General features: G+C 40.7%; 12 protein-coding genes. 9 read left to right on the top strand and 3 right to left on the bottom strand.

All coding sequences use genetic code 11. The annotated features are described in order from the left end of the window. Positions 1–41 precede the first annotated feature (41 nt). Positions 42–1,328: an anti-phage deoxyguanosine triphosphatase gene (locus EHS13_RS31480; protein ID WP_227013624.1), complete on the bottom strand. Its 1,287-nt coding sequence runs from the start codon at positions 1,326–1,328 to the stop codon at positions 42–44. Between the two features lie 102 nt (positions 1,329–1,430). On the opposite strand from EHS13_RS31480, the gene EHS13_RS31475 reads away from it, so the two are divergent. After that, positions 1,431–2,009 carry a guanylate kinase gene (locus EHS13_RS31475; RefSeq protein ID WP_162463341.1) on the top strand — a complete coding sequence of 193 codons (579 nt, stop codon included), beginning with the start codon at positions 1,431–1,433 and terminating at the stop codon, positions 2,007–2,009. On the opposite strand, the gene EHS13_RS31470 is transcribed toward EHS13_RS31475, so the two are convergent. Beyond that, positions 1,978–2,430, bottom strand: a complete 453-nt coding sequence (locus EHS13_RS31470; protein ID WP_155704159.1) for a CBS domain-containing protein — start codon at positions 2,428–2,430, stop codon at positions 1,978–1,980. The genes EHS13_RS31475 and EHS13_RS31470 overlap by 32 nt on opposite strands. 373 nt (positions 2,431–2,803) lie before the next feature. Between EHS13_RS31470 and EHS13_RS31465 the strand changes: the two genes are divergently transcribed. The 6 genes from EHS13_RS31465 to EHS13_RS31440 all read left to right on the top strand — a co-directional run bounded on the left by EHS13_RS31465 (position 2,804) and on the right by EHS13_RS31440 (position 12,015). Beyond that, positions 2,804–5,554: a DUF7402 domain-containing protein gene (locus tag EHS13_RS31465; protein ID WP_155704158.1), complete on the top strand. Its 2,751-nt coding sequence runs from the start codon at positions 2,804–2,806 to the stop codon at positions 5,552–5,554. A 130-nt stretch (positions 5,555–5,684) separates the two neighbouring features. Beyond that, on the top strand, positions 5,685–6,590 hold the full coding sequence (locus EHS13_RS31460; protein ID WP_155704157.1) for an AraC family transcriptional regulator: 906 nt from the start codon (positions 5,685–5,687) through the stop codon (positions 6,588–6,590). 51 nt (positions 6,591–6,641) lie between these two features. Beyond that, entirely contained in the window at positions 6,642–7,616 is a 975-nt protein-coding gene (locus EHS13_RS31455) for an aldo/keto reductase (RefSeq protein ID WP_227013623.1), read from the top strand. 73 nt (positions 7,617–7,689) lie between these two features. Next, positions 7,690–9,135 (top strand): hypothetical protein, encoded by a 1,446-nt coding sequence (locus EHS13_RS31450; RefSeq protein ID WP_155704156.1) that lies wholly within the window; start codon positions 7,690–7,692, stop codon positions 9,133–9,135. A 27-nt stretch (positions 9,136–9,162) separates the two neighbouring features. After that, positions 9,163–9,609 carry a YdeI/OmpD-associated family protein gene (locus tag EHS13_RS31445; protein WP_155704155.1) on the top strand — a complete coding sequence of 149 codons (447 nt, stop codon included), beginning with the start codon at positions 9,163–9,165 and terminating at the stop codon, positions 9,607–9,609. 198 nt (positions 9,610–9,807) lie between these two features. Further along, positions 9,808–12,015, top strand: coding sequence for an anthranilate synthase component I (locus EHS13_RS31440; protein ID WP_155704154.1), 2,208 nt, complete (start codon positions 9,808–9,810; stop codon positions 12,013–12,015). Here EHS13_RS31440 and EHS13_RS31435 read toward each other — a convergent pair. Further along, the gene (locus tag EHS13_RS31435) at positions 11,974–12,897 is read right to left on the bottom strand and encodes an AEC family transporter (RefSeq protein WP_155704153.1); all 924 of its coding nucleotides are present in this window, start codon (positions 12,895–12,897) and stop codon (positions 11,974–11,976) included. The two genes, EHS13_RS31440 and EHS13_RS31435, sit on opposite strands and share 42 nt — an antisense overlap. A 227-nt stretch (positions 12,898–13,124) precedes the next feature. Between EHS13_RS31435 and EHS13_RS31430 the strand changes: the two genes are divergently transcribed. Further along, a complete protein-coding gene (locus tag EHS13_RS31430) occupies positions 13,125–14,234 on the top strand; it encodes a substrate-binding domain-containing protein (RefSeq protein WP_155704152.1) in 1,110 nt (369 codons plus the stop codon). A 251-nt stretch (positions 14,235–14,485) separates the two neighbouring features. Further along, a complete protein-coding gene (locus EHS13_RS31425) occupies positions 14,486–16,177 on the top strand; it encodes an ABC transporter substrate-binding protein (protein ID WP_155704151.1) in 1,692 nt (563 codons plus the stop codon). The last annotated feature ends 8 nt before the right edge of the window (positions 16,178–16,185 follow it).

The raw sequence follows: 16,185 nt of genomic DNA, 5'->3' as shown, positions 1-16,185 counted from the left end.
TAGCTTAATCAGAATATTCTCGTCAAGGTATATGAATGGTTTTATATGTCAAATAATCTGCCGCCCGTTGATTCGAACAAGCGAGAATATATTTTTAAGGCATAGGTATCCGTCATCCCCGCAATGTAATCGCATACGATTCTAGCATTGACTTTATCTGAGCCCTTAATCCAAGCCGCTCGGTCCAATTCAGGAAGGAGCCTTTTATCCTCGATCATCGCCTCAAACAATCTATCTATAATGATGCCGCCACGCCATTCACTCGTTTGAACACGCTGCGAGAATATAACATGTTCCACAACTAGGTTCTTAAGATCCTCCAATAAACTGTGGTTGCCCTCGGAGAGTTCAGCGCAATATTTCAGCCGATTTGATAGAAAATCATTTCGTTTTGTTATTCGTATATCCGTAATAAAGGCAGAGATTAGGTCAGCAAACAGCTCATTTATGCGAGATTTGGGATCAGCAGGCAGTATAAAAGCATCGATCGCTTCGATAATTCTATCCGAGCAATTGGCTTTACGATTCTGCAGAGTTGTGACCAGCAGCTCTAGATCAATCAGCTTTAATTTCAATGCATCCTGGAGATCATGTGTGCCATAGGCGATATCGTCTGCCAGCTCGATGATCGTGCACTCCAGTGTTTTGGTCATTGTTTTAATATGTTTATTTGTATTCGGCTTGGATACCTGCATGAAAAATGCTTTCTCAGCTTCAGTGAAATCGGCAATTAACCACTCAAAGGCGGCTAAATCCTCATCAAAAAAACTGCTTTTCGGGGGTTCATCCTTAATGCTGGGATGGACTAATGAGCTAATTACTGCGGGATATTTTAGAATGGATAGAAGGGTTGCTCTCGTTAAGTCGAGTCCAGTACCCTCGCTGCCTTCAAGGTTAGTTAGCAGCCTGAAAGTATGGGCATTTCCTTCAAAACCGAGTCCGAATGCTTGCATATGCTTATGTAGGGAACGTTCACCTTTATGGCCAAAAGGGGGATGACCTAAATCGTGAGCCAAAGCGGCTGTTTCGATAAGTGAGGTATCCAGTTTATTGTTATTCTGCAATTCGGGAGCTTGTACATTTAAGGTGGTTGCAATTCCTCTAGCTATCTGAGAGACTTCTAGAGAGTGGGTCAGTCTTGTTCGATGAAAGTCACCTTCGCCTATTCCAATAACCTGGGTTTTGGATTGCAGCCTGCGAAAGGTCGAAGAGTGAATGATTCTGCCAAAATCCCGCTCGAAACCGTCGCGAACAGATAGTCGTTGTCTAGCTTTCTCAGAGTCAGCTTTTCGCTGTTTGTCGCTATCGGAGTAAAATGTATTTTCCAAGTTCATTAGGATCAAAGGGGCACCTTCTCTATAGTTGTTTAACTACAGTATACCGAAATCGATCCACGGTTTATAGTTCATTGGGAAAAGGATGAGATGAAATTGGGTAAAATTTTTGTTTTCTATGGCCCGTCTGCTGCGGGAAAGTCGAAAATCCAAAAAGCGCTAACGACAGAAGCCTTTCCGCGAATAATTACTTCCACGACCCGAGCTCAAAGAGTGGGTGAGGCCGATAGGGTTGATTATATTTTTATGACTGCTGACTTATTTCAGGAGCATTTGCGCAATGGGGATTTTGTGGAGTGGACCCTCTATCATGGCGAGCATTATGGTACATTAAAAGCGGAAATAAGTAAGATGCATGCAAGTGATAAACAGGCACACATCATTCTGGATTTAGCAGGGGTGGTTTCGCTCAAGCAGCTGTTTACTAACACAGTCGCAATTTATATAGGTGCTGATATAGACAGTATTAAACGCAGATTAGTAGAGAGAGAAAGCTCATCTGAAGAAGTAGACTGGAGATTGAATAAAGCCATAACGGAAGAATTAACCGCCACCTACACTCAACATGCTGATTTGATTTTCTGGAATAATGATGATATGGCTTTCAATGAAACGGTTCGTCGTGTGCAAGAAGCTATTGGTATTAAAGGAACTTTTGAAACACATGCCGAATGACATCGCCACGACTTATAATACCCACTAAAACACCTCTGCGTTCAACAGGTACTTTCTTAATTTTCTTCTCGCCGAGGATGGTCGCAATCTCTTCAATAGGTGTGTCCCATTGAACCTTGATGACTTTCTTCTTGGCAATTCCCATTACATTCAGATTGAGAATGCTTTTGGACCGCTGCGCAAAATACTCCTTATCCAGCTCATAAACCTCTGCGAAATTATAAAAATCCATAGTCATGTGCTTTTTGCCAATATACCGCATAATATCCCCGTCACTGATATAAGCTAAGATTTCATTGCGTTCGTTGACGATGGGGAGTCCGCTAATCCGATGATCGCTAAACTTTTCAATCACGGTTTTTACTTTATCGGCTTCTTTGACTTTGTACACTTGACTGATCATAATATCGTGAGCTTGCATACGCTGCTCCTTCTTTCTTTTTTCATTATGTCCATGCAGCTATCTGTTGGGAAGTCTGATCTTCCATCATATTCAAAACAGTCTGTACTGTGCCAAGTACCATTATTATACCAGATGCTTCCAGGTTATACTGGATTCGATTCATGTCTTAAAAGTGTAAGTATTCTTCGGGATAATAGCAATATATTGTCTGCTTAATCTAATTACATAACAAGAATTACCTTGTACACTTAGACTGTGAGACGTAATACAATAAAAAACAAAAAATATTGAGAAGTTAAAATGTAAGCGCTGTATCAGTTGTTGATTAAGGGAATACAAGATTTACAAGGCTTTCAAAATACTTGCTTGATCATCAGAAGGAGGAATAGTTATGTTATTAAGGTTGAAATCAAACAAATATTTGATCTGGTTTATAATTTTTTCCACGGTGTTAATAAGTGTAAATGTAATGAAACCGATTGTTGGCTTTGCTGCAACTCAGGCAACCTATTATGTGAATCCATCAGGAGGGAGCGACAGCAATAACGGGACGTCGACAGGAACTGCTTTTGCTACAATTGCCAAAGCACGGGATGTTGTTCGTACGATAAACAGCAGTATGACTGGCGATATTATCGTGAATTTAATGAATGGAATGCATACATTAAGCAGTACTTTGACATTGGGAACAGCTGATTCAGGCACGAATGGCTATAAAGTAATTTATCAGGCTTATGCGGGAGCGACCCCTGTAATTAGCGGCGGTGTTGACATTACAACAGGCTGGACGTTGTTTGACAGCGGCAAGAACATTTATAAGAAAACAGGGGTGAATTGGAGCTTTCGCCAGCTATATGTAAATGATACACGTGGAGTTAGGGCCCGGACGCCAAATTTGACCGATGAAATTACAGGAGCTCCATACTTGAGTGCTACCAACAGCTCGTATCCGTATACAGTGAACACGGCTGATATCGGCACTTGGGCTAACAGCGGTACAGCTGAAATGGTTATCGTCAATCATTGGAGCCAATATCGCGGACGCATATCCGGTTATTTAGGTAACACAGTTAGCTTCAAGTCTCCGGAAAACGGTTTTGCCTTTAATCATCATGGTCAGGGATCATCAGCACCTTATTTCTTCGAAAATGCTTATGAGCTATTGGATGCTGCAGGGGAATGGTTCTTGGATTCAGCTAATACGACATTGTATTACAAGCCGCGTGCTGGTGAAACGATGAATACGACTTCGATTGTTGCACCGAAGCTGGAAACGTTGGTTGATATTACTGGAACTAGTGCTGGAAGCAAAGCACACCATATCCAGTTCAATGGTATAACCTTCAAGCATAGCAATTGGCTTGCACCTAACAGTTACGGTTATGTCGATAATCAAGCTGGATTCCGCTATCAGACAACAGGAGGCGGCAGCAATGCAGAGATCCGAAATACAGCGCGATATACGGCTCCTGTGTCAATGCTTCAATTAAAGAATACAAGTAACATTACATTAGACCACAATACCTTCAAGTTCGCAGGCAGCTGGGGGGTAATGGGGTATGAGGCTACCGACAATACCTCTATTACGTGGAACTCGTTCACAAAGAATGCAGGCGGTGCTGTAGCATTGGGAATTGCGGGAGATCAATGGGATGAGCAGTCAAGCATGGATGGACAAAGCATCAACGACACAATAACCAATAATACAGTTGATTCTACAGGGTTGGATTATGCGGATATGGTCGGAATTGGTGCTATGTTGCCTCAGAATATGACTATTTCTAAAAATGAAGTAAAAAACCTTGCTTATACCGGCATTACAATCGGCTGGAATTGGACAGATAACGAGCATGGCATGACGAACAACCAAATCTTTGGCAATCATATTCATCATGTCAGCAAGCTGTTGGATGACGGCGGTGGAATCTATACATTAGGTAAAATGACTGGCAGTACAAAATTTTATCAAAACTATATCCATGATTTGGCGGGATCGGCATATAACGGCGGGTATCCGATTGCTGCTATATATTTTGATAATGGAAGCGCGTATAAGACGGCAGAATATAATGTGCTGAACAATACCAGCTGGACGTGGTTTGCCAACAATCCGCCTAATCATGACAACTACTTTCAGAATAATTACAGCAACGTTTATTGGGGATCTTATTCAGGCTCGAATACGTTTCAGAACAATACAGTCGTATCTGGTCAGAGCTGGCCGCAAGCAGCATTGGATGTAATGAATGGAGCTGGTCCTGGTGGAACACTCCCTGCAACACCAACGCCAACTCCTACGCCAGTGCCAAGTATAGCGTCCAGCGCCACATTCACGGCGTCCTCAGAATTCAGTGCAGCGTATGCAAAAACTAAAGCAGCTGATGGCATTATCGGTGTGCATGATAGCGGCGAATGGGCTTCAGCAGGTGAAACAACACCTTGGATTACGCTAACCTGGTCATCCAGCAAGACCATAAACAACATCAAGCTGTATGATCGCCCGAATTCTACAGACACGATAAATGCAGGCACATTATCTTTCAGCGATGGTTCAGCTATTGCTGTGGGTGCTCTTGATAATGCTGGGGCGATGAAGGACGTTTCCTTCTCTAATAAAACAGTAACATGGGTGAAATTTACAGTCACTTCAGGAGCTGGAACTAATGTTGGTTTGTCCGAGATACAGGTTTATTCTGGATCAGGCGCAACTCCGACGCCGACACCTACTCCCACACCAGGACCGGGATTGATATCACAAGGCAAAACAGCGACAGCGTCCTCCCAATATTCTTCCTCATACATTCCAGGCTATGCTGTAGATGGCAGCAATACAACCCGCTGGGCGCAAGGCTTTAGCCTGCCAGATCCATCTTGGTTACAGGTAGATTTAGGCGCCAATTATAATATTACGAGCACCAACACCATGTTAGAAATGCCTAGCGGATATAAATATAAAATTGAGTATGCCGCTGCAGCTGCTCCTACAACTTGGATACTTTATGCAGATCGGACAGCAAGCGTATCCACTCAGCAATCGTATACGGATACTAATGCAGTTACCGGTAGATATGTCAGAGTAACAGTTACTTATTCAAGCGGATATGGTGGAAGTATTTTCGAATTCAAGGTATATGGGACTTAGTGAGTCAAGATTATTAGACAACAATTGGGAGCACTCGCGCTTATACAGGCGGTCTGCTCCTTTTTTCTAATCAATCCTGATGACTAGAATCTAGTGATCGTTTACAATAAAAGCATACGAGGTGGTTTATTTGTTCACATCCAAGCTGAGCCAAGATATTGAAATCTATTTAAGCCATTATTTAGCCACTATATCCGGTGAACAAGTTAGCTTTAGCGTACATTATTGGGGGTTGTATCCTAAGCATTTGGACAATCCGGTTCATAAACATTCCTGTTATGAGGTTTGTTATGTTATTTCGGGTGAAGGCAGCTATATAGAGGAAGAAATAGAATACCCGTTATCAACAGGGACGCTTTTTCTATCCCGTCCACATCTTTGGCATCAAATCCGCAGCGAACAAGGACTTGCTCTTGCTTTTGTAGCTTTTGAAGTCATGGCGGCTTCAACGGTCACAAAGGCGGTAAAAGCCTTTCATCAGCTGACAACTACAACTAATTTCATAATAAGGAACGCTGAGAATCTGCCTTCCGTTTTGTTATGGCGCGCCTTGCTTGAACAAACAAGTAGAATGAGACTGATCTCGGATGACTATCTGAAAAACATGGCGCATTGTTTATTGGTTTCCTTCTTAGAGGCATTTGTGGAGAATAACGTTCAAGAAATTAATTTGGACATGCATTCCATTATTCAAGTAAACCAAATAAAGCTGATGATTCGCGATAATTTAGAAAGATTACCTTTGATCAGCGACTTAGCTAAGCATGTATATATATCGGAACGTCACTTATCCCGGTTATTCCTTGAGCATACAGGTCAGAACATTACCGAATACATTCGTGCAGAAAGGATGAAATTAGCAATTGGTTTACTGAAGGCGACTAAAGAATCCATGAAAGGGATAGCAGAAAAATGTGGCTTTACAACTGTACAATATTTTACCAAGGTTTTTTCAGCCGTAACCGGAGTATCTCCAGCGCGATATAGAGACAATTTTGTGGAAAATGAAGCGAAAATGAAGAATAAAGAAAAGTGAAAAGAATTCTGTATTAGAGCTATTTAAATAAGATAGATGGGGTGGTTAATTATGGTACTTGAAACAGCAATTGAATTACGGAAGCTAGGCAGCTCGAATTTAATGCTCTCCCCACTAGGACTCGGTTGCTGGCAATTCAGTAATGGGAAAGGGATGGTCGGCAAATTCTGGCCCGTATTACCGCGAGAAGATGTGCTTAAAATTGTTCAGATTAGCTTACAGGGTGGAATTAACTGGTTCGATACGGCTGAAGTATATGGTGGCGGGCAATCTGAAGAAATGCTGGCATATGCTTTAAAAGCAGCAGGCGGGAAAGCGGCAGAGGAGGCGTATATTGCGACAAAATGGTGGCCCATATTCCGCACGGCTCGGAGTATCACATCTACAATTGATGAACGCATCCGCTTGCTGGATAATCGGACGATTCAGCTCTACCAGGTGCATCAGCCTTATTCTTTCTCTTCCGTGGCTAGCGAAATGAAAGCGATGGCTAAGCTAGTTGAACTAGGGAAGATAAAGAATGTAGGTGTTAGCAATTTTTCAGCAGTGAAAATGCGCGAAGCAGACCGCGTGCTGCGCGAGCATGGCCTTCGCCTAGCATCGAATCAAGTCAAATACAGCTTATTGGATCGCAGAATAGAACAGAATGGAATTCTCGATACAGCCAAAGAACTGGGGATTGCGATAATTGCTTATTCACCATTGGAACAAGGAATACTAAGCGGGAAATTTCATAAAAACCCTGAACTTGTGAAGGCCATTAAAGGTCCGCGTAAATGGGCATCAGGCTTCCGTACTTCTGGTTTACTGAAATCAAAGCCACTGATTGATGCACTCGAAGAGCTGGCACTGCAATACAAGGCATCTCCCTCACAAATTGCGCTTAACTGGCTGATCCATGCAAATGGAGGTACAGTATTCGCTATTCCTGGTGCATCGAAGGTCCATCATGCGGAAGAAAATATCAAAGCAATGAGATTTAAACTGACTAATAGTGAAGTCAAAGGGCTTAGTAGTATTTCATAAATAGCAACAAATCCCATTTTTAGTCGTCTAATATAGTATACAAGACTAAAATACTAAAAATGTGAAGGAGAAAATGATGAAATTTAAATCGATCATCTTATCTTTTATGGCTATATGTTTAATGATTCCTAACGTAATTACACCTGTATCCGCAGCAACTTCTGAAGTGAAGGTATCCATCCCTAAATTCGCTGTTGAAGTAAACGGCAAGAAGATTGATAATCTGCATGCGTTATATCCAATCCTTACTTATAAAGAAATCACATACTTCCCGATGACTTTGAACTATGCTAAATCGCTGGGTCTTTCGGTGCAATGGAATAATAAGAACGGATTATCAATCCAGTCACTTGCTTCAAGGACGCCGATGAAGGCAGACAAGCTAGGCAATAATAGCTTAACCAAGACATATAAGGCTCAAATTGCAGCTTTTCCAGTTCAAGTGAACGGTCAGAAGATCAACAATACAACTGAAAAATATCCACTTCTGGTGTTTCACGATATCACTTATTTTCCGATGACATGGCACTTTACTAATGACTTATTTGGTTGGAGTACAGAGTGGAATTCTATATCAGGCTATCATATTAGAGGTACTCAGAATCCGGTGTTATCTGATATTTTCTATGATGATGCTAGCTTTTTATATGTGAGATCTGGTACGGAAAGCATTTATAAAATCAGTAAAGCATTAGATGGAAAATATACACTTCTTAGCGAGCAAGAAAATGACACGATTATGGAAAAAGTCCAAGTAAACGACGAAAAGAATGCAGCGCCTCAAGCTGTTTCAACCGATGGGACAGTAAGCTTAAAAGGTGATAATATCTATTACAAGGAGCAAGCAATTATCCCGCTAGAGTCATACTTGAAAAAAATTGAAGAGTCCAAGAAGACCGACTCAGAGACGGTGTCAGGAATAGACTACAATGCTAACTTTACAAAGCTGGATGATGCGAATTCTCTCCTGAGCGTAACCGTTTTATATCTAAATCATATTCCAGCTCCATATACACCACATGAAAAGTTTGAGTTTGTGATTCATAATGATAAAGCTAGTAAAGTTGAAGGTTATACCCAGTGGGTGGAGAAGTTGATTAAGAATCAGGATGGAAGCTTTTGGATTTCTAGCTCTGCACCTCTTAAACATGATTTGGATACCAGTAATTTTGATAGAATAGCCCAGCTTGCGCTCATAGATAAGGATGGATTATCTTACAATATCAATCAACAGCTTAAAGTGCAGGATATTGATGTACTGTATGCGGATAATCAATCTTTACTTATTAAAGCCTATAATGATCGATTAGCTCCAACAAGGCCAATTAAAATAGATGGATTCTATTCCATAGACACTCAACTGAAGGCAACCAAAATGGCAGATTCCATACCAGGTATCGGCTACGTAGATATCAACAAACAAATTTTCGTGCTAAATCCAGACAACAACACCATCACAAATGTAACTACGAAAAAAAGCCACAAATGGTGGGATTATGAGCTGAGAACTGATTTATAATTAAATATTCGAAGGGGGTTAGCGGCAATGGGAGTAACATTCAAGACTAGTTTAATGCAGGCTGAAGGGAAAAATGCCACGGGTATTCAGGTGCCAGAGGAGGTTATGGCCTCGCTTGGCGGAGGTAAAAAGCCGAGTGTCACAGTTAACCTAAACGGATACAGCTATCGTAGCACAATGGCTGTTATGGGTGGAAAGTACCTTATTCCTGTCAGTTCAGAGCACAGAAAAGCGGCGGGTTTAAGCGCAGGTGACCCTATTGAAGTTACCCTCGAATTAGATCTGGAGATAAGAACGGTTGAGGTTCCAGATGACTTAAGATCGGCCTTATCTGCAAAAGCTGGTGCGATCGAAGTATTCGAAGCTTTAGCATTCTCCAAACGCAAGGAATTTGTTCGTCAGGTAAACGATGCCAAAACTCAAGAAACCCGTGAGCGACGCATCTCAGGAATCGTTGCCAATCTAGGAGTTTAAGTTTCGTGTACTAGAAATATAGGGTTATTGCTATAAAATGGGAATAATGCTATATTTCTAATTAGTTTAGATGAGCAGAGCTGAGTTAGAAGAGTTAGATGAGACGAGTCGAGTGAGGTTTATTAGTTTATTTGTTAATGACTTTTTTCAAATTTCATTTTTACCCTCTGTTCCTCTGAGAAAAAAGGAGGAATTCCATTGAGCATTTCATCAAACCTTTTGTTAAACCCCGAAAAGAAAGTTTATCTCTCCTCAGGAAATATCGAAATCACACGTTATTTAGAGCCATTGTTGGTAGAAACAGCACTGAATGAAATTTTAGAAGCGATAGATTTCAGTAAAGGTGCCTTGTTTACAAGTAAATATGAATATCCAGGCCGCTATTCTCGTTGGGATATAGGTTTTATTAATCCGCCTATTGAGATTTGTTCCTACGGGCATAAGTTTACAATTAGCGCTTTGAATGATCGAGGTCATATTCTTCTTGCTGCCATTGAAGAAAAGCTTAATTCGCTAAAAGAATTGAAGGTTAGTAAAGTAGATGGGATTATCGAAGGTGAAATTATTGCCGCCGCCGTTATTTATGAAGAGGACCGCACCTTGCAGCCCTCCATTTTTACTCTAATGCGTGCGATTAAAGAGTTGTTTTATTCGACTGAGGATGCTCAATTAGGATTGTATGGCGCTTTCGCCTATGATCTTATTTTCCAATTTGAGCCTATGGAATTAAACAACGCTAGAGCTGAGAATCGGCCTGATTTAGTATTATATATCCCTGATGAATTGGTAATCATTGACCATCAAAAATCTATTGCCTATAAGCTTTCTTACGAATTTAGCTATGGCCAACAAACTACCGAAGCTTTACCACGAACTGGAAAGCCGACTAAACGGATTCTACAATCAAACAAAGATCAGATTAAACCCTATAAAGCAGGGAAATATGCGAATTTAGTTAAAGAAGCTATTAAAGCTTTTAAAGTCGGTGATCTATTCGAGGTCGTTCCTACACAAACACTCTATGAGAGCTGTACAGAACAGGCCTCTGAGGTTTTTGCAAAGCTGATGAAAATTAATCCCAGCCCATATGGCTTCATTATTAATTTAGGCAGAGAATACTTAGTCGGATCATCCCCTGAGATGTATGTAAGGGTTGAAGGCAATCGAGTAGAAACCTGTCCAATCTCTGGAACAATCAAACGTGGTGCCTCGGCAATCGAAGATGCGGAACAAATAAGAACGCTGCTGAATTCTCCTAAAGAGGAAGCCGAGTTGACGATGTGTACAGATGTGGATCGGAATGATAAATCGCGGATTTGTGTGCCAGGCACTGTGAAAGTAATAGGCAGAAGACAAATTGAATTGTATTCTCATTTGATCCATACGGTTGACCATGTTGAGGGGCGTTTAAGTCCACAATACGATGCATTGGATGCTTTCATCACACATATGTGGGCAGTAACTGTTACGGGCGCACCGAAAAGAGCGGCTGTTCGTTGGATTGAGCAGCATGAGGAGTCCCCGCGAAGCTGGTATGGCGGAGCTGTTGGGTATTATGCGTTTAATGGGAATCTGAATACAGGACTTACCTTACGTACCATTAAAATTAAAGATGGCATAGCTGAGATTACAGCCGGAGCCACCTTGCTCTATGATTCTGTCCCTGAAGAGGAGGAACAAGAAACGCTTACCAAAGCAGCTGCTCTTGTTCAAGCTATTCGAGCACGAGCTGATGCGATGCGAGACCCTGCTGCCAAAAGCAAAGCCTCCAATGAATTGGGGCTTGGTAAAAGCATCCTTCTGGTCGATCATGAAGACTCCTTCGTGCATACTCTTGCTAATTATTTCAAACAAACGGGGGCTGAGGTTAGAACTCTAAGGTCCACCGCAGCACGTGAGCTTCTTAGATCAGATGAGCTATTTGATCTGGTTGTGCTTTCCCCTGGACCAGGCCGACCCGAAGAATTTAATTTAAATGAAACAATAGAGTTATGCTTAAAGCGTGAAGTGCCAGTTTTTGGCGTATGTCTGGGACTTCAAGGACTTGTTGAGCATTTTGGAGGTGAATTAGGTGTTTTGGAATATCCCCAGCATGGCAAAGCCGCGATCATTGAGGTGCTTCATGCAAGCTATTTATGGGAGGGGATGCCAAACCATTTTAAGGTGGGCCGTTATCATTCCCTCTATGCTTCCAAGGTTCCAGATTGTCAGACTATTACTGCCGTCTCGCAGGAAGATCAGGTAGTAATGGCTGTCGAACATAAGACGCTGCCCATTTCTGCTGTGCAATTTCATCCGGAATCGATTCTTGCGCTTGGCAATAAAGCAGGCATGTCTATCATCGAAAATGTAATTAAAGCTATTTTAGGGAAAAAGAATCATCGCATAGTAGATAACCGCCGTTAAAGTTACACTACTGAATAGAGTTGAGATCAAGACGGTTTGAGCAGCAAATTCAGGTTCGTTTCCGTATTCTAAAGCAAGAGAAGCGCTATTGCGTGAGGTTGGAATTGCACTAGCAATCCATAAAGCTTGCGCAACCGTCCCATGTAAATCAAGGATATATATGATGCCATAAGCAATAAGTGGTGAAATAATCAGACGAATAAAACTGCTGAGCAGCACAGTTCCTGTGTTGCTATTAAGCTTTAATGTGGCAATTTGGGCTCCGATCGATACAAGGGCTAAAGAAAGCATGCCGTTAGCTACCGTATTCAGCGGAATCCAAACAAAGTCAGGCAGCTTAATCTGAAACAAATTAAATAACAAACCTAGAATCAGACAATAAAGCACGGGCATTTTAATAAATTGGATTACTGTTCGCATTAAACCCATAGTTGCAGAGCTTGCGTTGATAAGACCATAAGTAAAAGTAAGGAATAGCTCAAACAGCACAACCATCATCTGAATGGACAAGGCCAATGGATTATGATGAAAAGCCAGATCATTGACAGGAATGCCAACGTTGCCATTATTGGTTAAGACAATACTATTGGAGAAGCTGGATTCCATTGGTTTGGGATGTTTACCAAGCTTGCTAACGAGCTTGCCAATTAAGAACAAGACTAAAAACTGCAGCAATAGAAAACCAAATACATTCCAGAGCAACGTAGTCGTTGCTTTGGCCTCATATATTTTCACAAAGGTTAGTGCAGGGATATAGTAATAGAGGATCAGCTTGGAGAAAGTCTTCATATCCAAATGAAAAGCCCGCTGTAGGATCATCCCTACACCAATTAACAGAATAATCGGCATAATAATTTGCTGAATGATAGCTAAAATCATCATGAGGAGCACCTACATTCGTTTTGACCTAGTATATTTTAAACAACCTTATAATTCTAATATATAAAAACTATTTTGATCATAGGTAATAGCTATTAGGATTAGTCTAATACCAAATTTTCCTTAATGAGGTATATTATTTTTGATGTTTAATATAATTGCGATAGATTTTAAATATTGCATTTATAATATTATTAATGTATACTTTTTTCAGCGAAGGGGGTATGCAGATGCTAAAAGATAAAAAGAAACCGTTGTATCAAACAATCATCGATGATTTGAAGAAAAGAATACAAGCGGGGGAGTTTGAACCGACGCTGCCTTTCCCTTCACAAAGTGAATTGACCCAAATGTACAATACCTCAGAGATAACAACAAGAAGGGCATTGTTGGAGCTGGCAAACGAGGGGATTATTTATAGAACGCAGAAGAAAGGTACATTTTTGCGATTGGATGACAACAAACAGATAGTTAAATCCAACCTCCAACCTAATATAAAGAAGATATTTTTTGTTTACCACACAGATAGCTTGATTATTTTTGAGCGACGCTTTTATGGTGACTTGCTGGAAGGGTTAAAAAAAGGTAGTGAAGAAAACGGAATTGAGATTCAAATGTGGGATATGGGAAATAAATTTGAATTGCCAGAAGAAGATGACATAGGGTTCATTTTGCTTCCCAGTCTACCTTTAGCAACTGAAATACCTATGGAAATATTGAAAAAGTGGAAAGATGAAGATCGAAAGCTGGTCACCATCCAATATTATTACCCTCACTTGCAAATTCCTTATGTCATTGTTGATAACTTGACTGGCGGCTATTTAGCTACTGAGCATTTGTTAATCCATGGACATACAAGAATCGGTATTATATTAACGGGGAAATCTTTTTTTGAGATCAATCAAGAGTTTTCATTTAGACTTCAAGGCTACAAATTAGCCTTAAATCAGCACAATATTGAATTTGATATCGATCTAGTTTGTGTAATGAGTGGAAATGAAGAAAGTGAAGCCATGGGTTATCAAGCGTTTCAGCAGCTGGCAGATTTGCCGAATCCACCAACAGCGATCTTCGCAACGAGTGACTACAAAGCAATTGGTGTACTTAAAGCTGCGAAGGAGCGGGGCATATCCGTACCAGAAGATCTTAGTGTGGTAGGCTATGATGATATTATGATCAGCCAGTTTGCATCACCTTCCTTAACTACTATTAGACAGAATACCGATCTTCTTGGTAAGAAGGCAGTGGAGATGTTAAATTTCGAATATCCTCGCGGGAATATGCGGGATGAGATTGTTCCTGAATTAATTGTTCGCAATAGTACTGGACCCAAAAGATAGAAACTATTTAATATAAATCAGACCGTCCGATACCAAGGATAGTCTTTTTTTTATGTTATTATTTTAATAATATATACATATATTAATTATTAATGTAATTAATTATAATATTAATTTATATGTATATTTATATTGCGTGGTTCATAGATATATAATATACTACAGGGACAATGATATGAAAGCGCAAACAAAAAATACGGTGTAATAATTAGTATGTTTTACCTAGTTTTAATATGAAAGGGATGATTTAGATGAACAAGCATTTGAAGCCGATTTCTATTTTTATGGTCATTATGATTTTAATGTTATCATTGGCAGCCTGTACTAAGAGCAGTTCTACACCTTCACCGACCCCTGAAGTATCTGTTGCACCTGCGACAAGTGCTCCAGAAACAGTGGCTCCGGCAACACCTGCCCCAGAAACACCTGCTCCAGAAACAGCTACGCCAGTTCCTGAAGTGGAATTATCAGGTGAAATAAACATTAATCTTGGCTCCACTAACAATGCCGGTTGGAATGCGATCGCCAAAGCTTATACGGCATTGCATCCAAAAGTCAAAGTTAACGTTGAATTAAAACCGGCTGAGGGTTATGCAGATTGGCTTCGCGCTCAATTATCCTCTGACCAACCGGCAGCAGATATAGTAAACAATAATGTTGTAGCTGATTTAATAAAAACCAGGTTTGTTGATCTTAAACCGTATTATGATCAACCAAATGCCTATCATAACAATGAAATATGGAAAGATGCCTTCAAAGATTTCTCTACACAGTCCGTTGATAGTATTACGGGTGGAATCTACAATATCAATTTAGAAACCGTTCAAGTAGCTTGGTTTTATAATAAATCTGCTTTCGTAAAAGCTGGCATTGCAACACCGCCAACAACCTGGGACGAACTGGTGGAAGCTTGTAAGAAATTGAAAGCCGCCGGATATATTCCTATCGGTATTGGTGGAGATTTTGACAGCTTCTGGGCGGGAAGTATGGGCTGGTTAGCACGTATTTATGCGGATTCAGCTACCCGAACAGATCTGGAGAAAGTACGCTGCCAACCTAATGATTATTGTTACGATCCAGAAGTAGATGGTGTTTGGAAAATGGATTTAGCTGATCCGCACAATGATGATGATGCCAAGGTGAATAAGAATCCATTACGTCAAGCATTAGCTGTCAAGACAGGAGATTTAAACGTTACTAATGATGGATACAAAACACTTTATACCAATTACAAAAAAATAATACCGGAATTTGTGGAGCCTGGTTTTTTCGGTACTAAGGATCCATCGGCTTACACCTTATTCTTGACTCAAAAAGCAGCTATTCGTGTTGATGGTGCTTGGTTGCTTACTTCTTTTGATAAGGATCTCAAGGATTCTACGAAAAATGGGGGAAGCAAAGATGCATTGCCGGCATTTGAATATGGAGTTTTCCCAATGCCTAACATGTCGGGTGCTGGCATTCAAGCACCGGTTCGTACGATTGAAGTGCCTATTGGCTTCATAGGAGCAATTAAAAAAGATCAGGCACATAACGATTTAGTAGTAGACTTTCTGAAATACTATGCAAGCTCCATTGGATATAGCGTTTATCTGGATGCTACATTGAAGGATGGCCAAGGCATTGCAGGCCCGCCAATTATTAAAGGAATAACATTGGAGCCTCAGCTGCAAGAGAAATTTGATGCTTTAAAGCTGTTGGGTAACTCGGAGAAAGGCAATGCAATGGGCGTATTATCGCGCGGTATTTATGATTATCAGCCATTATTGCGTGAATGGGTCAGCTTAGCCCAGGAATATTTCTCTGGCAAAAAGCCGTTGGATACATTCTTGACTGCTTACCAGAAATCGATAGATAAGAATTTTGAAAAAGCGATTCAATCACAAAAAATGGAACTGGTTGATCTGGATACTCCCGAGAAGAAGCAGCCTGAACGCAAATGATTCAAAAA

The organism is Paenibacillus psychroresistens (assembly GCF_009728935.1).
Lineage (GTDB): Bacteria > Bacillota > Bacilli > Paenibacillales > NBRC-103111 > Paenibacillus_AC > Paenibacillus_AC psychroresistens.
Note: the sequence above shows the minus strand (reverse complement) of the source record. Positions and strands in the feature narration are given on the sequence as shown.